At 72.2% G+C, this 20,905-nt stretch carries 20 protein-coding genes; 9 read left to right on the top strand and 11 right to left on the bottom strand.

Going from position 1 to position 20,905, the window contains the following annotated elements; all coding sequences use genetic code 11:
• Positions 1–90 precede the first annotated feature (90 nt).
• Together ACIP2X_RS16245 and ACIP2X_RS16240 are read left to right on the top strand one after the other, a co-directional pair.
• Complete coding sequence (locus ACIP2X_RS16245) at positions 91–2,397, top strand: DEAD/DEAH box helicase (RefSeq protein WP_401672969.1); 2,307 nt, start codon at positions 91–93, stop codon at positions 2,395–2,397.
• A 156-nt stretch (positions 2,398–2,553) separates the two neighbouring features.
• Entirely contained in the window at positions 2,554–3,429 is an 876-nt protein-coding gene (locus ACIP2X_RS16240; RefSeq protein WP_401672967.1) for an alpha/beta fold hydrolase, read from the top strand.
• A 45-nt stretch (positions 3,430–3,474) separates the two neighbouring features.
• Here the strand turns inward: ACIP2X_RS16240 and ACIP2X_RS16235 are convergent, their stop codons facing one another.
• A complete protein-coding gene (locus tag ACIP2X_RS16235) occupies positions 3,475–4,371 on the bottom strand; it encodes an NYN domain-containing protein (protein WP_401672965.1) in 897 nt (298 codons plus the stop codon).
• A 225-nt stretch (positions 4,372–4,596) separates the two neighbouring features.
• On the opposite strand from ACIP2X_RS16235, the gene ACIP2X_RS16230 reads away from it, so the two are divergent.
• Entirely contained in the window at positions 4,597–4,749 is a 153-nt protein-coding gene (locus tag ACIP2X_RS16230) for a hypothetical protein (RefSeq protein WP_393105601.1), read from the top strand.
• Positions 4,750–4,821: 72 nt separating this feature from the next.
• Here ACIP2X_RS16230 and ACIP2X_RS16225 read toward each other — a convergent pair whose 3' ends face one another.
• The 3 genes from ACIP2X_RS16225 to ACIP2X_RS16215 form a co-directional block, all read right to left on the bottom strand.
• A complete protein-coding gene (locus ACIP2X_RS16225; RefSeq protein WP_401672962.1) occupies positions 4,822–5,427 on the bottom strand; it encodes a MarC family protein in 606 nt (201 codons plus the stop codon).
• 56 nt (positions 5,428–5,483) lie between these two features.
• Positions 5,484–6,341 (bottom strand): PHP domain-containing protein, encoded by an 858-nt coding sequence (locus ACIP2X_RS16220; RefSeq protein ID WP_401672960.1) that lies wholly within the window; start codon positions 6,339–6,341, stop codon positions 5,484–5,486.
• Positions 6,342–6,495: 154 nt separating this feature from the next.
• On the bottom strand, positions 6,496–7,137 hold the full coding sequence (locus ACIP2X_RS16215; RefSeq protein WP_401672957.1) for a DUF6758 family protein: 642 nt from the start codon (positions 7,135–7,137) through the stop codon (positions 6,496–6,498).
• A gap of 163 nt (positions 7,138–7,300) precedes the next feature.
• Between ACIP2X_RS16215 and ACIP2X_RS16210 the strand changes: the two genes are divergently transcribed.
• Positions 7,301–8,512 carry an MFS transporter gene (locus ACIP2X_RS16210; RefSeq protein ID WP_401672954.1) on the top strand — a complete coding sequence of 404 codons (1,212 nt, stop codon included), beginning with the start codon at positions 7,301–7,303 and terminating at the stop codon, positions 8,510–8,512.
• A gap of 64 nt (positions 8,513–8,576) precedes the next feature.
• On the opposite strand, the gene ACIP2X_RS16205 is transcribed toward ACIP2X_RS16210, so the two are convergent.
• Entirely contained in the window at positions 8,577–9,161 is a 585-nt protein-coding gene (locus tag ACIP2X_RS16205; protein ID WP_401672951.1) for a suppressor of fused domain protein, read from the bottom strand.
• Between the two features lie 503 nt (positions 9,162–9,664).
• Between ACIP2X_RS16205 and ACIP2X_RS16200 the strand changes: the two genes are divergently transcribed.
• Together ACIP2X_RS16200 and ACIP2X_RS16195 are read left to right on the top strand one after the other, a co-directional pair.
• Complete coding sequence (locus ACIP2X_RS16200) at positions 9,665–10,780, top strand: magnesium and cobalt transport protein CorA (RefSeq protein ID WP_401672948.1); 1,116 nt, start codon at positions 9,665–9,667, stop codon at positions 10,778–10,780.
• A gap of 22 nt (positions 10,781–10,802) precedes the next feature.
• Complete coding sequence (locus ACIP2X_RS16195) at positions 10,803–11,321, top strand: hypothetical protein (protein ID WP_401672945.1); 519 nt, start codon at positions 10,803–10,805, stop codon at positions 11,319–11,321.
• Between the two features lie 14 nt (positions 11,322–11,335).
• Here the strand turns inward: ACIP2X_RS16195 and ACIP2X_RS16190 are convergent, their stop codons facing one another.
• Positions 11,336–12,076: a hypothetical protein gene (locus ACIP2X_RS16190; protein ID WP_401672943.1), complete on the bottom strand. Its 741-nt coding sequence runs from the start codon at positions 12,074–12,076 to the stop codon at positions 11,336–11,338.
• 226 nt (positions 12,077–12,302) lie between these two features.
• Here ACIP2X_RS16190 and ACIP2X_RS16185 point away from each other — a divergent pair, with 226 nt between their 5' ends.
• Genes ACIP2X_RS16185 through ACIP2X_RS16175 form a run of 3 tightly spaced genes read left to right on the top strand, consistent with a single transcriptional unit; the run spans position 12,303 to position 15,370 of the window.
• Positions 12,303–13,598 carry a magnesium transporter MgtE N-terminal domain-containing protein gene (locus ACIP2X_RS16185; protein ID WP_401672940.1) on the top strand — a complete coding sequence of 432 codons (1,296 nt, stop codon included), beginning with the start codon at positions 12,303–12,305 and terminating at the stop codon, positions 13,596–13,598.
• Positions 13,582–14,193 (top strand): DUF1003 domain-containing protein, encoded by a 612-nt coding sequence (locus tag ACIP2X_RS16180; protein WP_401672938.1) that lies wholly within the window; start codon positions 13,582–13,584, stop codon positions 14,191–14,193. Before ACIP2X_RS16185 ends, ACIP2X_RS16180 begins: the two co-directional genes overlap by 17 nt.
• A 43-nt stretch (positions 14,194–14,236) precedes the next feature.
• Complete coding sequence (locus ACIP2X_RS16175; RefSeq protein ID WP_401672936.1) at positions 14,237–15,370, top strand: Mrp/NBP35 family ATP-binding protein; 1,134 nt, start codon at positions 14,237–14,239, stop codon at positions 15,368–15,370.
• 90 nt (positions 15,371–15,460) lie between these two features.
• Here the strand turns inward: ACIP2X_RS16175 and ACIP2X_RS16170 are convergent, their stop codons facing one another.
• The 5 genes from ACIP2X_RS16170 to sigE all read right to left on the bottom strand — a co-directional run bounded on the left by ACIP2X_RS16170 (position 15,461) and on the right by sigE (position 20,724).
• The gene (locus ACIP2X_RS16170) at positions 15,461–16,195 is read right to left on the bottom strand and encodes a hypothetical protein (protein WP_401672933.1); all 735 of its coding nucleotides are present in this window, start codon (positions 16,193–16,195) and stop codon (positions 15,461–15,463) included.
• A 161-nt stretch (positions 16,196–16,356) separates the two neighbouring features.
• The gene (locus tag ACIP2X_RS16165) at positions 16,357–16,776 is read right to left on the bottom strand and encodes a sec-independent translocase (RefSeq protein WP_401672931.1); all 420 of its coding nucleotides are present in this window, start codon (positions 16,774–16,776) and stop codon (positions 16,357–16,359) included.
• Positions 16,777–16,940: 164 nt separating this feature from the next.
• Positions 16,941–18,959, bottom strand: a complete 2,019-nt coding sequence (locus ACIP2X_RS16160; protein WP_401672928.1) for a trypsin-like peptidase domain-containing protein — start codon at positions 18,957–18,959, stop codon at positions 16,941–16,943.
• 134 nt (positions 18,960–19,093) lie between these two features.
• Positions 19,094–20,026: a zf-HC2 domain-containing protein gene (locus ACIP2X_RS16155; RefSeq protein WP_401672926.1), complete on the bottom strand. Its 933-nt coding sequence runs from the start codon at positions 20,024–20,026 to the stop codon at positions 19,094–19,096.
• Positions 20,023–20,724, bottom strand: coding sequence for an RNA polymerase sigma factor SigE (gene sigE, locus ACIP2X_RS16150; protein WP_401674462.1), 702 nt, complete (start codon positions 20,722–20,724; stop codon positions 20,023–20,025). Before sigE ends, ACIP2X_RS16155 begins: the two co-directional genes overlap by 4 nt.
• Positions 20,725–20,905 lie beyond the last annotated feature (181 nt).

Raw genomic sequence — 20,905 nt, 5'->3', positions numbered from 1 at the left:
ACTACGACGTTCCGAGAGCTCGGGATCCTCCCCGAGACCGCCGAGGCCCTGGAGGCCGTCGGCATCGTCACCCCGTTCCCCATCCAGGAGATGACCCTCCCCGTCGCCCTTTCCGGCACGGACGTCATCGGCCAGGCCAAGACCGGCACCGGTAAGACGCTGGGCTTCGGCCTGCCGCTCCTGGAGCGCGTCACCGTCCCCGCCGACGTCGAGGCCGGGCGCGCCGCGCCCGAGGCCCTCACCGACGCCCCGCAGGCCCTCGTCGTCGTCCCGACGCGCGAGCTGTGCACGCAGGTCACCAACGACCTGCTGACCGCGGGCAAGGTGCGCAACGTGCGCGTCTGCGCGATCTACGGCGGCCGGGCCTACGAGCCGCAGGTCGAGTCCCTGAAGAAGGGCGTCGACGTGGTCGTCGGCACCCCGGGCCGCCTGCTGGACCTGGCGGGCCAGAAGAAGCTCAACCTCGGCCACATCAAGAGCCTCGTCCTCGACGAGGCCGACGAGATGCTCGACCTGGGCTTCCTGCCCGACGTCGAGAAGATCATCAACATGCTTCCGGTGCGCCGCCAGACGATGCTGTTCTCGGCGACCATGCCGGGCGCGGTCATCGGCCTGGCCCGCCGCTACATGTCGCAGCCCACGCACATCCGCGCCACCGCGCCGGACGACGAGGGCGTGACGGTCGCGAACATCTCGCAGCACGTGTACCGCGCGCACAACATGGACAAGCCCGAGATGGTCGCGCGCATACTGCAGGCCGAGGGCCGTGGTCTGGCCATGGTCTTCTGCCGCACCAAGCGCACCGCGGCCGATCTGGCCGACCAGCTCAAGCAGCGCGGCTTCGCCTCCGGCTCGGTCCACGGCGACCTCGGCCAGGGCGCCCGTGAGCAGGCGCTGCGCGCCTTCCGCAACGGCAAGGTGGACGTCCTCGTCTGCACCGACGTCGCCGCCCGCGGCATCGACGTCGAAGGTGTGACGCACGTCATCAACTACCAGTCGCCGGACGACGAGAAGACGTACCTGCACCGCATCGGCCGTACGGGCCGCGCGGGCGCCTCGGGTACGGCGATCACGCTGGTCGACTGGGACGACATCCCGCGCTGGCAGCTGATCAACAAGGCGCTGGAGCTGAACTTCAACGACCCGGTCGAGACGTACTCCACGTCGCCGCACCTGTTCGCCGAGCTGAGCATCCCCGAGGGCACCAAGGGCGTCCTGCCGCGCTCGGAGCGTACGCGCGCCGGGCTCGACGCGGAGGAGCTGGAGGACCTGGGCGAGCCGGGCGGCCGCGGTGCGCGCGGTCGCGGTGGCCGGGGCGGCCGCGAGGAGCCTCGTTCCACAGGCGACCGCGAGCGTGCCGACCGTACGCCGAGGCGCCGTCGCCGCACGCGCGGCGGCACCCCGCTGGACGCGACGCAGACGCCGGAGCCCACCGCGACAGCCGAGGTGGCCACCGAGACCACCGCCGAGGAGGCCGCCGGCCCGCGCACCCTGCGCCGCCGTCGGCGCACCCGCGCCGGCGCCCCCCAGGCGACGGCTCCGGCGGTGGCCGACTCCCCCGTGAGCGAGGCCGCCGAGGCCGCGGTCACCACGGCCGAGGGCACCGCCGCGGTGGACACCGTGGACGTGACGGAGGCTCCGGCGAAGTCGCGCCGCCGTCGCACCCGTAAGTCGGCCGAGGCGCGTCCCGACCAGGCCGTGGAGGCCGTCGAGACCGTGGCACCCGCCGAGGCCCCGCGGTCCGCCGAGGCGGCGGTCGACACGGCCGAGGCCGCCGAGACCAAGCCCCGTCGCACCCGGACCCGCAAGACGGCCGCCGTCGCCGCGGACGTGGCCCTCGACACCGCCGAGGGCGTGGCGGCCAAGCCGAAGCGCACCCGCACCCGCAAGGTCGCGGAGCCCGCCCAAACCACCGACGCCGCCGAGGTCACCGTGCCCGCCCAGGCCGGCGAGGCCGTCGTGGAGGCGGAGGCGAAGCCGAAGGCCCGCCGTACCCGCAAGACCACGGCCGCCGCCGAGGCCGCGGCCGACACGGCCGAGGGCGCCGAGGCCAAGCCCAGGCGCACCCGCAAGGCGGCCGCCACCACGGAGGACGCCGAGGCCAAGCCGAAGCGGACCCGCAAGTCCGTGGCGGCGACCGCCGAGGCGGCGGTGGACACCGCCGAGGGCGTGGAGGCCAAGCCGAAGCGCACCCGGAAGACCGCGGCCGCGAAGCCCGAGGCCGACACCGTCGAGGGTGCCGAGGCGAAGCCCAAGCGCACCAGGACGCGCAAGGCGACCGCCCCCGCCCCGGAGGCGACCGCCGAGATCCCGGCGCAGGCCACGCAGGAGCCGGAGGCCAAGCCGCGCCGCCGCACCCGCAAGGCCGCGGCCGCCGCGGAGCCCGCGGACGGCTGATCACGGCAGCCCGACGGCCCGGTCCCCCTGTACGGGGGGTGCCGGGCCGTCGGCGTTCCGGCACCCGGGAGGCCGCCGGACCCGCCCGGGTACGGCCCACCCCGCGGCTCACCTCGTCGCCCCGCCCCGTACACCCCCACCCGCTACCCTCGGCCCGTGACCACGCCCGCCGCCCACACCCCGCCTCCCGGCGCCCGCGCCTGTCCGCTGCCCACCGCACGCGGTGACTTCGCGGTGGTGGACGTGCCGGTCGCCCCCGGCGTCGAGCCGCGCGGCACGGCGCTGCTGATCCCCGGGTTCACGGGCAGCAAGGAGGACTTCCGCCTGATGCAGGGGCCGCTGGCGGCACGCGGGTACCGTACGGTGGCGGTGGACGGCCGGGGACAGTTCGAGTCGGACGGCCCCGAGCACGACGAAACGGCGTACGCCCAGCCGGAGTTGGCACGCGACGTGCTCGCGCAGGCCGCGGCCCTGGGCGCCCCCCTGCACCTCCTGGGCCACTCCCTGGGCGGCCAGATCACCCGCGCCGCGGTCCTGCTGGACCACACCCCGTTCGTCTCGCTGACCCTCATGTCGTCGGGTCCTGCGCAGATCTCGGCCTCCCAGCAGCAGCGCGTGAAGCTGCTGCGGGACGCGCTCGCCGTGATGTCGATGGCGGAGGTCTGGGAGGTGATCCAGTCCATGGGCGCCCCGGAGGAGGTCGGGGGACCGGCCCGCGGCATCGGCGGTCCGGACCTCCTGCGCCGCCGCTGGCTCGGCAACAAACCGGCGCAACTCATCGCCACCGGACGCCAGTTGACCACCGAACCGGACCGCGTCGCCGAACTCGCCGCCGTGCCGCTGCCGTTCCACGTCCTGTCCGGTGTACGGGACGACACCTGGCCGCTGCCGCTCCTCGACGACATGGCCGTACGGCTGCACGCGCGCCGCACGGTCGTCGAGGACGCCGAGCATTCGCCGAACGCGGACCAGCCGCTCCCGACGGCCCGCGCGATCGCCGACTTCTGGGACGACCCCCGCGCCGGGGACTAGCCGGCCTCGGAGCGCGCCCCGCGCCACGCACCGGGGCGCGCCCGGTCAGTACTGCGTCTGCAGGTGCTCCCAGAAACCGTCCCGCAGCGCGCGCCGCAGATCCGCCTGCCCCCGCAGCGAGTACTGCAGCAGTCCCTCGGCCTCCACCAGCAGGTCCTGGTCCACCGAACCGGGCAGATACGGATGCCCCGGCAGCAGCTCCACCAGCGACTCCCGCCCTCGTGCCGCCAGCCACTTCGCCGCGATCTGCGCGCCGACGAAGCGGACGTCGTCGCGGGCGGGCCGCGCCGCCCCGGAGGGCTCGTAGGCGGCTGCCGTGCGACGGGCGACGTAGGGCTTGAAGAAGTCGAGGTCGAGGGTGCGCTGGCTGTCGACCTCCCACAGCAGCGGTTCGGCCTGGTTGCGGCCCTCGGGTGCCTCAATGCCCCACAGGTGCACCCGCGCCCCGTACCCCTGCGCCGCCTCGACCGCCGACACCAGGTCCTCGTCGCCGCCGAGCAGGGCCGCGTCGCTGATGGCGCGATGCCGGGCGAGGGACTCCAGATCGGTGCGGATCAGCGAGTCGACGCCCTTCTGCTGGTTGTTGGCGTTGAGGTTGCCGAGGCGGACCTTGACGTCGGGCAGCTCCGCGATGGACTGCTGCTCGGTGGTGTGGATGCGGCGCCGGGCGCCGTCGTACCAGTAGACCCGCAGCAGCCGGCTGTCCGCGAAGATCTGGCGGGCCTTGTCGATGAGCGCCTCGATCAGGCCTTCGGCGTCCAGGTCGAAGGCGCGCCGGTCCTCGGTCCCGGCGACCAGCCGGCCGGCGGCGGCGTAGAGATACCCCGCGTCGACGAAGATCGCGTGGGTCGAGGGCGTCTTCGCCACCTCGGCGAGCATGCGCTGCAGCAGCTCGTTCGTGCGGTCGATGCGGGCGGACAGGGCCGCGAGGTCGTCGTTCATCGCCTCCATTGTCCCGTCGGTCACGCTGCGAACACAACTGGTCCCGGTTAGTCTCGAGAGAGCCGCTTACCGGTCAGTATTTAGTCGTTCGAAAAATTTCCTTAGCGTAGGGAATGTTTGTAACCGACACCCCGTTGCATACGTATGGAGCCCGAAGGCACTTCTGCCTCTCGCGCCATCACCAGTAGTTCTCCTCAGGAGGATGACCAGACGAAGGGAGAAGCCATGCGCTTCGAAATCATGCGACTCGACGACGTGGACGGCACGCCCGTCGACACGACCGTCGTGGACGCCGCCTCCGTCAACCGGATCGTTCAGCAGGCCGCGGCCACCGGTCAGCGGCTCTGGATCCGCCCGGCCGAGACCACGGCCTCATAACCGCGGATCAGACCCCAAGCTTCAGGGCCCCGCACGGACACGCCGTGCGGGGCCCTGCTGTGCATGCGGGGCTCAGCTCGCCCGGATGACCTGGGTGACCCCGTTGATGATCTGCTGCACGGCGATCGCGGACAGCATCATGCCCGCGAGCCGCGTCACCAGCACCACGCCGCCGTCCTTGATGACCCGGATGATCAGCAGCGAGTACCGCATGACCAGCCACAGCACGACGTGGATGGCGAGGATCGCGGCCCAGACCGAGACCTGGGGGCCGATGCCGTCCGCCTTCTGCACGGCGAGGATGACCGACACGATCGCGCCGGGCCCGGCCAGCAGTGGCATGCCGAGCGGCACCAGCGCGACGTTGACGTCCTTCGTCTGCTGGGGCTCGTCCGACTTGCCGGTGAGCAGGTCGAGCGCGATCAGCAGGAGCAGCAGCCCGCCGGCGATCATCAGGGCGGGCACGGAGACATGCAGGTAGGCGAGGATCTGGTGCCCCAGCACCCCGAACACGGTGATCACACCACCGGCGACGCAGACGGCCTGGAAGGCCATCCGCCGCTGCACCTTGGCGGGTCGCCCGGCGGTCAGGCCGAGGAAGATCGGGGTGATCCCGGGGGGATCCATGATGACGAAGAGCGTGAGGAAGAGAGAGCCGAAGACAGCGAGGTCGAACATGGGTGAGCCACAGGCCTTGCGAGGAGATGACGGAGGTGGGCGTGCGGGGGTGAGCCTCAGGCTCCGCCGGTGCCCGGCACCGGGAACGCGCCCGTCGCCCGCCGGGTGATCTCCCCGTACACCTCGGGGTCCGTCGTGTACGCGCCGAGCGCGACCGTCTTGCGGCTGCCGTGGTAGTCGCTGGACCCGGTGACCAGCAGCCCGAGCTCCTTGGCCAGGCCGCGCAGCCGCGCCCGGGTGTCGGGGTCGTGGTCCATGTGGTCGACCTCGATGCCGTCCAGCCCGGCGGCGGCCAGTTCGGCGATCGCCGACTCCGGCACCGTGCGCCCGCGCTTGGCGGCGCCCGGATGCGCGAACACGACGGCTCCGCCGGCGCCCTTGACCAGCCGGATCGCCTCGAACGGGTCGGTCTCGTGCTTCCCCACGTAGGCCCGCCCGCCGTCGGCGAGCCAGTCCTGCGTGAAGGCATCGCTCACGCTCGGTACGACACCCAGCTCGACCAGCGCGGTCGCCACGTGCGGGCGCCCCACGGACCCCTCGCCGGCGATCCGCGCGACCTGCTCCCAGGTGACCGGCACGCCCAGCTCGTTCAGCTTCGTGATCATCCCCTTGGCCCGCGGCACCCGGTCGTCGCGCACCAGCTCCCGCTCGGCGAGCAGCGCGGGCTCCTCGGCGTCGAAGAGATAGGCCAACATGTGCATGCCGATCCCGTCGATCCGACAGGAAAGCTCGGCTCCGGTGACCAGCGTGAGCCCCTCGGGCAGCGCCTCGATCGCCTCGGCGTGCCCCCGGGTCGTGTCGTGATCGGTCAGCCCGACCACGTCCAGCCCGGCGGCGGCGGCGTTGCGGACCAGCTCGGCAGGGGTGTCCGTGCCGTCGGACGCGGTGGAGTGGGTGTGCAGATCTATGCGCACGACGGACTCCAGGCGGTCACTGAACGGAAGGGGACACCCAAGGATAGCGGGTGATCCGGCGCCCTCCTGTCACACCCTCTACCGACGAGCGCCCCCTACACGCACAGGGTCCACGCCACCGAGGACCGCGTCGAGGGAAGCCGGCCAGACCCCGTCACGGCTGGAGCAGCCGCGGCGACAGCGCGCCGCACGGCACCAGCTCGACCTCCGCGCCCGCGTCCCGCACGTCGGTCAGCACCAGTTCGTCGTACATCAGCAGCCCGGACTGCTCGGGCCACACCACGGCCCACAGCCACAGTCCCCGGGCCTCCCCCGCGAACACCGCCCGGTCGTCGGGCGCCCCGGTGACATGCCACAGCGGCGTGGGCCGCCCGGCGGCCAGCACCTTCGCCTGGGGCGGCTTCTCGACGTTCATGTACGGCCCCGGATCCGGGCCGGCGATCCCCGCGTACCGCGCACCGAGGCCGACGCCGAGTTCCTCGGCGACCAGGACCAGCTCGCCGATGCCGCCGAGGGGCCCGGGGCCCGAGCACGCCACCGCGGTGGCACGACCACCGCTGCGATCGTCACCGGCACAGACCACGCCCGTGAAGAGCCAGCCGACCGGCAGGGGCCACGGCATCCACACCGGCACCTGCGTGCGAGCCACCACGACACCGAGGGCCTCGACGCTGGGCGGGATCGCGGGCTGCAGCGGATGCACCGTGCCGTGCACATCGCACTGCCAGGTATCGGCGAAGAGTCCGGGAGCCCTGACCCGGCCACCACACTTCGGGCAACTGGGTTCGCCCCTCATAGGGCTCCACGGTCCTACCCCTTCTTCGCCACGTCAAGGACGATCACCCGTCCGGGCGGAAGGGGCCCCGCAAACCATTAGATGTAGGTTGCATTAATTAGCCACACTAATTTATTATGTGCATACGTCAACCATTTCCCCGTCAGCAAGGGAGCCCCCAGGCATGCACAGCAGCACGGGAGTCCTGCGACAGCCGAAGGCGGTCTGGGCCACCGCCGGCGCCTCGGTCGTCGCCTTCATGGGCATCGGGCTGGTCGACCCGATCCTGCCGTCGATCGCCAAGGGCCTGGAGGCCACGACCAGTCAGGTCTCGCTGCTCTTCACCTCGTACTTCCTGATCACCGCGGTCGCGATGCTGCTCACCGGTTTCGTCTCCAGCCGCATCGGCGGCCGCAGGACACTGCTGCTCGGCCTCGCCCTCGTGGTGGTGTTCGCCGGCCTGTCCGGCACCTCCGGCTCGGTAGGCGAACTCGTCGGGTTCCGGGCAGGCTGGGGACTGGGCAACGCGCTGTTCGTCTCGACGGCCCTCGCGGTCATCGTCGGCGCGGCGGCCGGCGGCAGCGCCGCCGCGATCCTGCTGTACGAGTCCGCGCTCGGCCTCGGCATGGCGTGCGGGCCGCTGCTGGGCGCGCTGCTCGGCGACGCCAGCTGGCGCTACCCCTTCTTCGGCACCGCGTTCCTGATGGCCGTCGGCTTCCTGTGCATCACGGCGTTCCTGAAGGAGCAGCCGAAGCCGGCCCGCCGGACCGCACTGCTCGACCCGATCAGGGCGCTCGGCCACGGCGGGCTCGCCTCGGCGGCGACATCGGCGTTCTTCTACAACTACACGTTCTTCACCGTGCTGGCCTTCACGCCGTTCGTGCTGAACATGAGCCCGTACCGCTCGGGCGCGGTGTTCTTCGCCTGGGGCGTGCTGCTCGCGGTCTTCTCGGTGCTCGTCGCCCCCCGCATGCAGGCGCGGTTCGGTTCGCTGAAGGTGCTCGGCGGCTCGCTGGTGCTGCTCGCGGTCGACGTACTCGTCCTCGGCTACGGCGACCACACCACGGCGGTCGTCTGCACGATCCTGTCCGGTGCCTTCATCGGCGTGAACAACACCGTCTACACCGAACTGGCGCTCGGGGTGTCGGACGCGCCGCGTCCGGTGGCGAGCGCGGGCTACAACTTCGTGCGGTGGTTCGCGGCGGCCGCCGCGCCGTTCCTCGCGCCGAAGCTGGAGGAGTGGACCGACGTGCACGTGCCGTTCGTGGTGGCGGCCGTCACCGCCGTGCTCGGCGCGGTCGTGGTCGCCGTACGGCGCGAGGCGCTGACGGAGAAGGCGGAGGAGCTGGAGGTGCGGCACGCCACCGAGGACGGCGTGGGCGTCTTCGCCAACTGACCGCTCCCGTACGGACCTTGGTGAGCTTGCTCACGCCCTCGGCACACCCGGGCGCGCCCCTCGCTCAGTCCAGCGGCACGGAGGTGCGCAGCGGATCGCGCAGGTCGGTTCCGTGCGTGAGCCAGCGCTCCTGGAGGGCCTGGGCCCCGTGGACCCGCTTCCAGGCGGCCTCGTTCGGGGTCATGGGCAGCAGCGGCAGGAAGCGGACCGGGTCGAGGGGCTCGTCCAGGTCCAGGTCCTCGACCAGGCCGCCCGGCTCGCCGACCAGCACCGAGGTGAACGGGGCGCCCGGCCACAGCGGTTCGCCGACGTCCAGGGAGGCGCCGGGGGCCACGACCACGCCCTCGACCTGCGGGGACGCCGCGAGGACGGCGAGCGGCCGCAGCACCTTGTCGGTCTCGGCGATGCCGGCGCGCACGGACAGGAACAGTTCGGCACGCGGGCCCTTGACCGGATCGGCGAGGACCGCGGTGGGGTCGGCCATGGGTTGGGCGGACATGCCGAGCGTGGCGTAGCGGACCAGGTCCCCCTCCTGGAAACGCAGGACCTCCACGCGGTCGGTACCGAGGAAGGTGACCGCGGCGCGCGCGTCCGGTTCGCCGAGCGCGGAGCGCAACCGGGCCTCGACCAGTGGGAGAACATCAGCCATGCGGCGAGCATAGAACTCGTCAGCAGCACGCAAAGCAGCGCCTTGACACTTCGGTCTGCTGATACTCTTGCCCGGTGGTTCGGGGCAGCACGCAGTAGCGTCGCGATCAAGTCCCGACGCCGACGACACTCCCTTACGAGGGACCGGCCGGAGGAGGTGGGGCTGCAATGGACCGAAGTCGACCGTGCAGTACCACCCGCTCTTCCGGCCGCTGACGTTGCTCTGGCTCTAGCCTGCCGCCACCTCTCGCATGCGCACCTCCTGCGTTGCCCGCGGAAGAGCACTTCGTTCCGTCTTGCCTCTGCCTGATCTGTATGACCTGCATCAGCAGCTGAATCAGTAGCGAAGTTCGCCACCGCGACGGTGCGGTGCTCCCCGCTTTGTGGACGTGCCAAACATCCTCCCGGCCCGATGGGCGGGGAGACCTCGCAGGACGTCCCCATTCCGGGCAGTTCCACCCGGCGCCCACGGCCTCTCGCTGCTCGCCCGCGAAGGAGCCCGCCATGTCGATGATCCGTGACCTCCGTGCCGCGGTCCGCACGCCGCGTCCCGCGCTGCGCAAGGACACCGGGGCGTACGACACGACCCGCGACCCCCAGACCACCACCGCCGTCGTCGACTGCGCCGTCTACCGCGACGGTGCCCGTGTCGAGACCGCGGGCCCGCTCACCCCGCACGAGGCGATGCGCCGGGTGCGCCGTGACGGCGGCTTCGTGTGGATCGGGCTGCACGAGCCCACGGAATCCGAATTCGCGGGTATCGCCAGTGAGTTCGGCCTGCACCCGCTGGCCGTCGAGGACGCCGTCCAGGCCCATCAGCGGCCGAAGCTGGAGCGCTACGACGACTCCCTGTTCACGGTCTTCAAGACCATCCACTACGTCGAGCACGACGAACTCACCGCCAGCAGCCAGGTCGTCGAGACCGGCGAGGTGATGTGCTTCACCGGGCGGGACTTCTTCATCACCGTCCGGCACGGCGGGCAGGGCTCGCTGCGGGCACTGCGTCACCGGCTGCAGGACGACCCCGAACTGCTCGCCAGGGGCCCCTCGGCGGTGCTGCACGCCATCGCCGACCACGTCGTCGACGGCTACATCGCGGTCGCCGACGCGGTGCAGGACGACATCGACGAGGTCGAGACCGAGGTGTTCTCGCCGGGCCGCAAGGGCGCGCCGCGGGGCGTCGACGCCGGGCGGATCTACCAGCTCAAGCGCGAGGTCATGGAGTTCAGGCGCGCGGTGCAGCCGCTGATGCGGCCGCTGCAGCTGCTGAGCGAGCGGCCGATGCGGCTGATCGACCCCGACATCCAGAAGTACTTCCGCGACGTCGCCGACCACCTCGCCCGGGTCCAGGAGCAGGTCACGGGCTTCGACGAGCTGCTCAACTCCATCCTCCAGGCCAACCTGGCGCAGGCGTCCGTCGCGCAGAACGAGGACATGCGCAAGATCACGTCCTGGGCCGCCATCATCGCCGTACCGACGATGGTGTGCGGTGTGTACGGGATGAACTTCGACTACATGCCCGAGCTGCGCTGGAAGTTCGGCTACCCGATGGTGCTCGGCATCACGGCCATGATCTGCCTCGGCATCCACCGCACGCTGAAGCGCAACGGCTGGCTGTGAGCGGCCTCGCTACGCTGCTCCCATGACTAGCGAGCTGCTCGACCAGGCCCTCGTCGAGGAGGCCACGAAGAAGTCCGGCCTCATCTGGGTGCGGGGTGCCGGGGCGCCGGCCGCTCGTACGCTGTGGCACGTCTGGCACGAGGGCGCCGCCTGCGTGGTCGGCGACGGGCCGGGCGAGCAGCCGCTTCCTGGCCTCGTCGACGGGGGCGCGGCCGAGGTCACCGTGCGCAGCAAGGACAAGGGCGGCCGGCTGGTCACCTGGACGGCCCGGGTGGTCGAACTGCCGTCCGGATCCGAGCGGTGGGAGGCGGCGGTCGCCGAACTGAAGGGCAAGCGCCTCAACGCGCCCGACGGCGAGGCCATGACCGCGCGCTGGGCCCGGGAGTGCCGGGTGGTGCGCCTGGAGCCGACCGGCACGACCTCGCCGCTGCCGGACGGCTCGCTGGCCGAGAAGCCGCTGCCGACGCCGGTGACGACACGCGAGCCCCTCCCCGCCGGGCTGCCGCGCCTGCTGTTCCGGAGGAAGCGGAAGCGGTCCTGATACTCCGGGAGCGACTACGACGTCGGGAGTTGCTGGCCGTAGTCCACCGTCTTGTCCTTGGCGGGGGGCTCCAGGGCGAAGTCCTTGCCCCAGTCGGAGAAGGTGAGCGTGCCCGCGCCGCCCGCGCGGACCAGGCGCAGCGGGTACGGCCGGCCCTCCAGCGAGACGTCCAGGGTGCCCCCGGCGCCCTTGTCGCCGGTGATACGGACGGTCCGCACACCGGCCTCCTCGTGGCGCCCGTCGGTCGCCAGGGCACCGTGCAGCGTCAACAGGCCGCCGAGCAGGACATCCTTGTCGGTGAATCCGCTGAACCGCTTGTAGGACGGATCGCCCTCGGGCACCTTCACGAACTTGCCGTCGAGCTTGTCGGCCGCGGCGACGTCGGACTTCTCGCCCTCGCCGTCCCCCTCGCCCCCGCCGTGGCTCCAGAACTCAGCGTCCGCCATCAGGAACAGCTTCTCGCCGACCCGCAGCAGCTCGAAGGTCGCCCCCTCCGCGCTCACCGACCCGGTGCCGCCGTCCGCCTTCAGGCGCATGTCCAGCTTGTACGTGCTGCCGCCCGCGACGACCGTCCCCGACAGCCGGACCGCCGTCGCGGACTCGGCCGCCGTACGCGTCGTGGCCTGGATCTTCTCGGCGGGCAGCTTGCCGACGCCGTTCGTGCCCGCGTCCGGGTCCTCGCTGCCGCACCCGGTCAGCCCCGTCCCCGCCACGACCAGCACGCACATCGCGCTCACCAGAGTGGTCCGGCGCATACGGCCCTGACGCATCGCAGTCACAGGTGGTGTTGCCTTTCCGACGTCGGTCCTTCAGCGGCGTAACGCAGCGTACCGGGGTGCCGCGCGGCCCACGGAGCCAGTCCGTCCGGACCGCTCACCAGGGCGGATCCGATCGGGACGGGCTAGCCTGAAGCCCATCCGAGCGAGCAATTCGGCACAAGCGGAGCAAACGCAACGCACGGCAGGAAAAGGAGGCGCAGCCATGGCCGCCGGCGCCCCCCGGATCTTCGTCTCGCACCTCTCCGGCACCGCCGTCTTCGACCCGAACGGCGACCAGGTGGGCCGCGTACGGGATCTGGTCGTCATGCTGCGGGTCGGCAACAAGCCGCCGCGGCTGCTCGGGCTGGTCGTCGAACTCACCACCCGACGCCGGATCTTCCTGCCCATGACGCGGGTCACCGGCATCGAGTCCGGACAGGTCATCACCACCGGCGTGGTCAACGTCCGCCGCTTCGAACAGCGGCCCACCGAGCGCCTCGTCTTCGGCGAGCTGCTCGACAAGAGCGTCACCCTCGTCGAGACCGGCGAGCAGGTCACCGTCCTCGACCTGGCCGTGCAGCAGTTGCCGGCCCGCCGGGACTGGGAGATCGACCGCGTCTTCGTGCGCAAGGGCAGGAAGGGCAGCGCCTTCCGGCGGGCCAGGGGCGAGACGCTGACCGTCGAGTGGTCCGGCGTCACCGGATTCTCCCTGGAGGAGCACGGACAGGGCGCCGAGAGCCTGCTCGCCACCTTCGAGCAGCTGCGCCCCGCCGACCTCGCCAACGTCCTGCACCATCTGTCGGCCAAGCGGCGCGCGGAGGTGGCCGCCGCCCTCGACGACGACCGCCTGGCCGACGTGCTCGAGCAGCTCCCCGAGGACGACCAGATCGAGATCCTCGGCAAGCTCCAGGAGGAACGCGCCGCGGACGTCCTGGAGGCGATGGACCCGGACGACGCGGCCGACCTGCTCTCCGAGCTTCCGGAGGAGGAGAAGGAGCGGCTGCTGAGCCTGATGGAGCCCGCGGACGCGGCCGACATGCGGCGCCTGATGGCGTACGAGGAGCACACCGCGGGCGGCCTGATGACCACCGAGCCGATCGTGCTGCGCCCCGACGCCACCGTGGGCGAGGCCCTCGCCCGGGTCCGCAACCCCGACCTCTCCCCCGCGCTCGCCGCGCAGATCTACGTCTGCCGGCCGCCCGACGAGACCCCCACCGGCAAGTACCTCGGCACCGTCCACTTCCAGCGGCTGCTGCGCGACCCCCCGTACACCCTGGTCAGCTCGATCCTCGACGACGATCTGCAGACCCTCGCCCCCGGGGCGACGCTTCAGCTCGTGGCGGGGTTCTTCGCGACGTACGACATGGTCTCGGCGCCCGTCGTCGACGAGTCCGGGTCGCTGCTGGGCGCGGTGACCGTGGACGACGTGCTGGACCACATGCTGCCCGAGGACTGGCGCGAGTCCGAGTTCGAGCTGGACGAGGACGAGGGGGTGAGCGCCCATGGCTCCCGACCGTGAGGTGCGGCGCGAGGCGGCGCGCGAGACCGGCCGGGAGCGCATGCCCGTCGGCGCCACCGCCACCACGCGCCCGCGCGCCCGGCTCGACCAGCCGCGGCCCCGGCGTCCCCGGATCCTGCCGGAGTGGGACCCGGAGGCGTTCGGGAAGCTGTCCGAGCGTGTCGCCCGCTTCATCGGCACCGGGCGGTTCCTGGTCTGGATGACGATCGTCATCGTGGCGTGGGTGCTGTGGAACGTGTCCGCACCGGCGGGCCTGCGTTTCGACACCTACCCGTTCATCTTCCTGACCCTGATGCTCTCGCTCCAGGCCTCCTACGCCGCCCCGCTGATCCTGCTCGCGCAGAACCGGCAGGACGACCGCGACCGGGTCAACCTCGAACAGGACCGCAAGCAGAACGAGCGGTCGATCGCCGACACCGAGTACCTGACGCGCGAGATCGCGGCCCTGCGCATCGGGCTCGGCGAGGTCGCGACCCGGGACTGGATCCGCTCCGAGTTGCAGGACATGGTCAAGGACCTCCAGGACGGGCAGCCCGACGGTCACCGGGTATTCCCGGCGGAACGGTCGGGGGCGCGTGACGCAGACGACCGCTGACGGGCTTTCCGCAGTCTGTGTGCGGCGCCGTACCATCGTGTCTATGGCTACGGAAGACGCGGTGCGCGAGGCACTGGCGACGGTGAACGACCCCGAGATCAACCGGCCCATCACCGAGCTGGGGATGGTCAAGTCGGTGGAGATCGGCGCGGACGGAGCGGTCGCGGTCACCGTGTACCTCACGGTCTCGGGCTGCCCGATGCGCGACACCATCACGCAGCGCGTGACCGATGCGGTCTCCCGGGTCGACGGCGTCACCCGCGTCGACGTCACGCTCGACGTGATGAGCGACGAGCAGCGCAAGGAGCTGGCGAACGCCCTGCGCGGCGGCCAGGCCGAGCGCGAGGTCCCCTTCGCCAAGCCCGGCTCGCTCACCCGCGTGTACGCGGTCGCCTCCGGCAAGGGCGGCGTCGGCAAGTCGTCCGTCACGGTCAACCTCGCGGCCGCGATGGCGGCCGACGGCCTGAAGGTCGGTGTCGTCGACGCCGACATCTACGGCCACAGCGTGCCGCGCATGCTGGGCGCCGACGGGCGGCCCACCCAGGTCGAGAACATGATCATGCCGCCGTCCGCGAACGGCGTGAAGGTCATCTCGATCGGCATGTTCACTCCGGGCAACGCCCCCGTCGTCTGGCGGGGCCCGATGCTGCACCGCGCGCTCCAGCAGTTCCTGGCGGATGTGTACTGGGGCGACCTGGACGTCCTGCTGCTGGACCTGCCGCCCGGCACCGGCGACATCGCCATCTCCGTGGCCCAGCTGGTCCCCAACGCCGAGATCCTGGTCGTGACGACCCCGCAGCAGGCGGCGGCCGAGGTGGCGGAGCGGGCCGGATCCATCGCCGTGCAGACCCACCAGAAGATCGTCGGCGTGGTCGAGAACATGTCCGGGATGCCCTGCCCGCACTGCGGCGAGATGGTCGACGTCTTCGGCACGGGCGGCGGCCAGACGGTCGCCGACGGCCTGACCCGCACCACGGGCGCGAACGTCCCGGTCCTCGGCAGCATCCCGATCGACGTCCGTCTGCGCGAGGGCGGCGACGACGGCAAGCCGGTGGTCCTGAGCGACCCCGACTCCCCCGCCGGCGCGGCGCTGCTCGCGATCGCAGGCAAGCTGGGCGGCCGCCAGCGCGGTCTGTCGGGCATGTCGCTCGGCATCACCCCGCGCAACAAGTTCTGAGCCGCGCCCGCACGCCGGACGCGTGCGGTGCGACGCGTGTGCGGTACGACGAGAGGGCGCCCCGTCCCGGCGGCGCCCTTCGTCATACGCTCACGCGTACTGGGCGATGTCCTTGACCACCGAGAACCCGAGCCCGTACGCGCTCATCCCACGGCCGTACGCGCCCAGGTGGACGCCGTCCTGCGTCGATCCCGCCAGCACCCAGCCGAACTCGGACTCGCGGTAGTGGAACGACGTGGGGACGCCGTCGACGGGAAGTGAGAGCGTCGACCAGTCCTCCCCGGCGAGATCGTCCGCGAGGACCCACGCGGTCTCGGTCTGCTGCTCCAGCCAGTGGTCGCGCAGGCTGTGGTCCATCTGCCCGGGCCAGGTGAAGGACAGCAGCCCCACCCCGGCGAGCCAGGCGGCCGAGGAGACCGAGGTGGCCTCCAGCAGCCCCGTGCCGTCGGCACTGCGCCGCACGGGGTTGGCGGCGACGGTCACCACGACCGCGAACCGCTCCCGTTCCTCGGCGACGCCCTCGGCGCGCACCGAGGGCTCGTCACCGTGGCCGATCGAACCGTGCTCCACGGCCCCGTCGGCCGTCATGCCCACCTGCATCAGCCAGCGCGGGCCCGTGAACGCCTCGTCGAGGCCGTACCACGGGAAAGGCGCACGCAGGTAGGCGTCGACCGTACGCCGGGCGGACAGGAGCTGTGCTCCGCCCTCCGCGGCCGGCGCCTGTGCGACTGCCCGACTCGTCGTCTCCATGTGCCCGGACGCCTCCTCGCTTCTCGTCGGATCGAACGGCCCGCCCCCCTTCGGGCGTACTCGTCCGCTCCGCACAACAACTCGGCAGCATATCCACACCGGTGCGGGCAGCCGGGAACGCGCCCGGCGCGTGGGTCGCGTGGGCGTCGTGCCGGGGCCGTGGGGCGGGAGGACGAAAAGGGCCGACGCGCCGGCATCCGCCGAGGTGGCGAGGGGAGAGGCGGGTTCTACGGGCCTCAGGTGGCGTCCGCGTCGAAGGGCGGGCGGTCGTCGGGCTTCTTCGTCATGTCGACGCGGGCGCCCGTGGAGCCGGGACCGGCGGCCGGGTCGGCGTCGCGGCTGTGCACCGCGTCCGTGACCTCGGCCATCTCCTTCTTCAGGTCGAAGCCGTTGCGGATCTCCTTGAGCCCCAGTTCCTCGTTGTCCAACTGCTTGCGGATGAAGGTCTTGGGGTTGAGATCCTCGAACTCGAAGTCCTTGAACTCCGGACCGAGTTCCTGCCGGATGTCCTGCTTCGCGCTCTCCGAGAACTCACGGATCTTCCGGATCGTGCGCGTCACGTCCTGAATGACCTTGGGGAGCTTGTCCGGACCGAAGACGAGCACGGCGAGGACGACGAGCGTCACCAGCTCCAGCGGTCCTATGTCATTGAACACCTGAAAGCTCCTTGTGTGTCCCGGGCCGGATCCACGGTACCCGTCGATCCTGTCCTACCGGTACTGTCCCGAGCCCCGCACCTGCGGGTTGGTGAGCGTTTTTCCGGTTGTTTGCCTTGGGGGCACCGGTCGCCGTCCGGTCTGTGAGATGTGTTCGCCTCACGTCAGGCGCCGCCGGAGGAACCGAGCACCAGGGAGATCGTCCGCTCCTCGCCGTCCCGCCGCAAGGTCAGCTCCAGCCGGTCGCCGGGGCGGTGGGCGCGGGTCTTGACGATGAGTTCCTCACCCGAGTGGATCCGCTGGCCGTCGACCTCGGTGATCACGTCGCCCGGCTCGATGCCGGCCTCGTCGCCGGGGCCGCCGGGGGTCACAGGTGCGGCGCCGTCGCTGCCCTCGGTGCCGACGCGGGCGCCGTCGCCGGTGTAGCCCATGTCGAGGGTGAGGCCGATGACGGGGTGGGTCGCCCTGCCCGTGTTGATCAGCTCCTCGGCGACGCGCTTGCCCTGGTTGATCGGTATGGCGAAGCCGAGGCCGATGGAGCCGGACTGACCGCCCTCCACGTCGGCGCCGTCGCCCGCGGAGCGGATGGCGGAGTTGATGCCGATGACGTGGGCACGGGCGTCGAGCAGCGGGCCGCCGGAGTTGCCCGGGTTGATGGGGGCGTCGGTCTGGAGGGCGTCGACGTAGGAGATGTCGCTGGCGTCGCCCTCCTCGCCGCCCGCCGTGATGGGGCGCTCCTTGGCGCTGATGATGCCGGAGGTGACCGTCCCCGCGAGGTCGAAGGGGGCTCCGATGGCCACGACCGGGTCGCCGACCTGGACGTTGTCGGAGTTGCCGAGGGGCAGCGGCCTCATACCGGTGACGCCGCGCACGCGGACGACCGCGAGGTCGTAGCCGCCGTCCTGGCCGACGACCTCGGCCTTCGCCGTCGTGCCGTCGTGGAACGTGACCGTTATCTCGCCGTCCTCGCCCGCGGGCTCCACGACGTGGTTGTTCGTGAGGATGTGGCCCCGGCCGTCGAGCACGAACCCGGTGCCGGTGCCCGCCTCGCCGGAGCCGCTGACGTGCAGGGTGACCACGCTGGGCAGGGCCCGCGCGGCGATCCCGGCGACGCTGTCGGCGTCGCGCCCGGCATCCTCCTGCCCCGCCTGCGGCAGCTCGACCTGCCCTACGCCGCCGTTGCGCTCCAGATACGCGCCCACCAGGCCGCCGATGCCGCCGGACACCAGGGCGACGAGCACGGTGCCGACGACGATCACCTTCACGGCTCGCCTGCGGCGCTGCCGCTCGGTGAGGACCGCGGCCCCGGTCTGCTGGAGCGGGGCGGGGGTGAGTGCGGCGCCGGGGGCGGTGGCGGGGTCGGCCGCGGCCCAGGGGTCGTAGCGGTGCCAGGGGTCGGGGGCGGGTGCGGCCGGCGGCGCGGTGGGAGCGCCGGTGGCGGGGTCGGTGGGTGCGGGGGCCGCCGTCCTGGGGGCCGGGACGGCCGGTGCGGGGGCCTGAGGGGGCAGCAGGGGGGTCTGGGCCGCGGCGGGCGCCGGAGCCGCTGCGGGGGCTTGAGCGGCCGGGTCCGGGGCCGGAGAGGCGGTCTGCGGAACCGCGGGCGGCGGGACCGCGACGGTGGGGGCCGGGGTCCCGTGCGGGGGCGTCACGACAGGTGCCCCGGTGGGCGTCGCGGGGGGCGCCACCGTCGCCGTGCCGTGCGCGGGCGTGGTCGCCGGATGCTGTACGGGCGGTGCGGGCGCCCAGGGGCCGGGCTCGCCGTACGGCGGGGTGCTGTACGGATCGGGATCGTGCAGGGGCTTGGGAGCCTCGCCGGCGGCCGGAGCAACCGGAACGTCCCGCTCCGCACCGGACACGCTCATGCCACCCGGCGGCACGTCGGATCGCGGCCCGTCGGCCCTCGGCACCTCGTCCTGCGGGTCCTCGCCCCCGGGCACGTCACCCGGCCGCACGTCGTACTGCGGGCCCGCGAACCCCGGCACCTCGTCCTGCGGCGCCTGGCCTCCGGGCACGTCTCCACTCAGCACCCGGCTCCCGGGCACGTCGCCCGGCGGCACGTCGTGTCGCGGGCCCTCGGACGGGTTCGGCTTCTCGGGGGCCGCCTCCGCGGGTGCCTCGTCCGGGCGCCTCAGTTCGAAGTCGCCCTCCCCCTTGTCCGGCGTCGGCGCGGTGCCCTCGTTCATGCTCTCCCCACAGCTGGCCGCGGCCCGGCTCGTCGTTGGTGTGGCCGCAGTGCGAATTCCGCGCCGGACGCCAGTGCGCAGGCGCGTTTCACCGTGGATTCAACCAGGTTCGCGCGCCGGGGCGCAGGGACCGGTCAGCGGGGGGTGACGGAGGAGGAGGCGGAGGGCGTCACCTTCGCGTCCGTGACGGGCGCCGCGAGCAGACCGGGGGTCATGACCTCGGGAGCCGTGGACCAACTGGTGAGCGTGATCGGCGGTGTCGCGGCAAGGGGGCGTATGAGCGGCGACATCGCGGCCGCGTCGGCCACCATGGGAGCCGTCAGGGCGTGCGTCGGCCGGGACGCCACCCCGGGCAGCAGCGGTGCGGACACCGCCGTCGCGGCCGCCGGGGTCTCCCCGAGCGTCCGTCCGCCCTGGATCTGGGCGAGCTGGGGGCCGGCCCCACGTCGCCGCTGGTTCTCGGGCGTCGTCGTGCCCGACCCCGGTCGCGCCGGGGTCACGTTGCTTCCCGAGCCGCCCCGGTTCTCCGCGTCGCCCGGCGTGCCGGTGGTGACGCCGCCCAGCGCGATCGCGGCCAGGGAGACCGCCCCGGCGGCCACGAAGGCGAACCGGCGCCCGCGTGACGCCGCCGCCCGCTCGGCCTCGCTGCGGCCGACGTCATGGATGCGGAAACCGCGCTGTGCGGAGGCGGGCAGGACGGCGGCGTGCGCCGCCGTGGGGACGTAATCGAAGTCGAAGCCCTCGCCGCGTCTCATGCCGAAGACGCCTCCGCCGAAGCCTCCCCCCATCGGTGGCACACCACCGTCGAGGTCACCTCCGCCGGGCAGCCCCTGGAGCCGGGCCAGGAAGCTCTCGGAGGGCGGCGGCGGGGCCGCCTCCGCGAAGACGTTCTTCAGCCGGCGCTGCGCGTCGACCTCCGCCTTGCACTTCGGGCAGGTCGCCACGTGCGCCAGCACACGCTCACGCGTGTCATGACCCAGCTCGCCGTCCACCAGGGCGGCGAGTCGGTCTCCCAGGTGCTGCTCCGCGAGGCGCTCCTCGGCGGCCGTCGGACGTGTCGCACTCACGCGGACGCGCCTCCTCCCCCCAGAGCGGGCACGCGGGGCACGAAGGAGCGACGCTCGGCGCGCGCCTCCGGGGACCGGTGCGCGAGGGCCTTGCGCAGCTGGGAGCGGCCACGGTGGATCCGGGACCGGACCGTGCCGAGCTTGACGCCGAGGGTCGCGGCGATCTCCTCGTACGACAGTCCCTCGATGTCGCACAGGACGACCGCGGCGCGGAACTCGGGCGCCAGGGTGTCGAGGGCCTGCTGGACGTCCGCGTCGAAGTGGGCGTCGTTGAAGACCTGCTGCGGGGACGGCTCGCGGCTCGGCAGTCGCTCGGCCGCGTCCTCGCCGAGGGCGTCGAAGCGGATGCGCTGCTTGCGGCGGACCATGTCCAGGAAGAGGTTCGTGGTGATGCGGTGCAGCCAGCCCTCGAACGTCCCCGGCGAGTAGGTCGACAGGGAGCGGAACACCCGCACGAAGACCTCCTGCGTGAGGTCCTCGGCGTCGTGCTGGTTGCCGGTCAGGCGGTACGCCAGCCGGTAGACACGACCGCTGTGGGTGCTGACGATCTCCTCCCAGGTGGGCGGAGTCCACGCCTGCCCGTCCGCGTCGGTGGAGAACGTCGCGGTCCGGTCGTGGTCAGCGGCGTGGCTGTGGTCAGCAGCGGTGTCGTTCACGGATTTCGGCCTGCCCGCCGACCCGAGGAAGCGCCTCAGCACTCCTGTGCGGTCCACAGACGCAGCCGCACCTCCCCTGTCAGCTCTGGTGGTGTCCAGTGGAGCCCCTACCATAGCCACCTCGCCCGTTAGCTCCCCATAAGCGGTTTTACGAGAAATTGATCTGTGCTGGTACGGCTCATGCGGCTGCGTCAGCACTTGCTCGGCGCCCCGCTCGTCGTCG

Origin of the sequence: Streptomyces sp. NPDC089424 (assembly GCF_044749345.1) — a bacterium.
Lineage (GTDB): Bacteria > Actinomycetota > Actinomycetes > Streptomycetales > Streptomycetaceae > Streptomyces.
This window is presented reverse-complemented; position numbering and strand designations above follow the sequence as displayed.

Coding starts and splice junctions, on each gene's coding strand:
- ACIP2X_RS16245 (WP_401672969.1), top strand. CDS start 91: ATGACCCTCCCCGTCGCCCTTTCCGGCACGGACGTCATCGGCCAGGCC.
- ACIP2X_RS16235 (WP_401672965.1), bottom strand. CDS start 4,371: ATGAACGACGACCTCGCGGCCCTGTCCGCCCGCATCGACCGCACGAAC.
- ACIP2X_RS16230 (WP_393105601.1), top strand. CDS start 4,597: ATGCGCTTCGAAATCATGCGACTCGACGACGTGGACGGCACGCCCGTC.
- ACIP2X_RS16225 (WP_401672962.1), bottom strand. CDS start 5,427: ATGTTCGACCTCGCTGTCTTCGGCTCTCTCTTCCTCACGCTCTTCGTC.
- ACIP2X_RS16215 (WP_401672957.1), bottom strand. CDS start 7,137: ATGAGGGGCGAACCCAGTTGCCCGAAGTGTGGTGGCCGGGTCAGGGCT.
- ACIP2X_RS16210 (WP_401672954.1), top strand. CDS start 7,301: ATGCACAGCAGCACGGGAGTCCTGCGACAGCCGAAGGCGGTCTGGGCC.
- ACIP2X_RS16205 (WP_401672951.1), bottom strand. CDS start 9,161: ATGGCTGATGTTCTCCCACTGGTCGAGGCCCGGTTGCGCTCCGCGCTC.
- ACIP2X_RS16200 (WP_401672948.1), top strand. CDS start 9,665: ATGTCGATGATCCGTGACCTCCGTGCCGCGGTCCGCACGCCGCGTCCC.
- ACIP2X_RS16195 (WP_401672945.1), top strand. CDS start 10,803: ATGACTAGCGAGCTGCTCGACCAGGCCCTCGTCGAGGAGGCCACGAAG.
- ACIP2X_RS16190 (WP_401672943.1), bottom strand. CDS start 12,076: ATGCGCCGGACCACTCTGGTGAGCGCGATGTGCGTGCTGGTCGTGGCG.
- ACIP2X_RS16185 (WP_401672940.1), top strand. CDS start 12,303: ATGGCCGCCGGCGCCCCCCGGATCTTCGTCTCGCACCTCTCCGGCACC.
- ACIP2X_RS16180 (WP_401672938.1), top strand. CDS start 13,582: ATGGCTCCCGACCGTGAGGTGCGGCGCGAGGCGGCGCGCGAGACCGGC.
- ACIP2X_RS16175 (WP_401672936.1), top strand. CDS start 14,237: ATGGCTACGGAAGACGCGGTGCGCGAGGCACTGGCGACGGTGAACGAC.
- ACIP2X_RS16160 (WP_401672928.1), bottom strand. CDS start 18,959: ATGAACGAGGGCACCGCGCCGACGCCGGACAAGGGGGAGGGCGACTTC.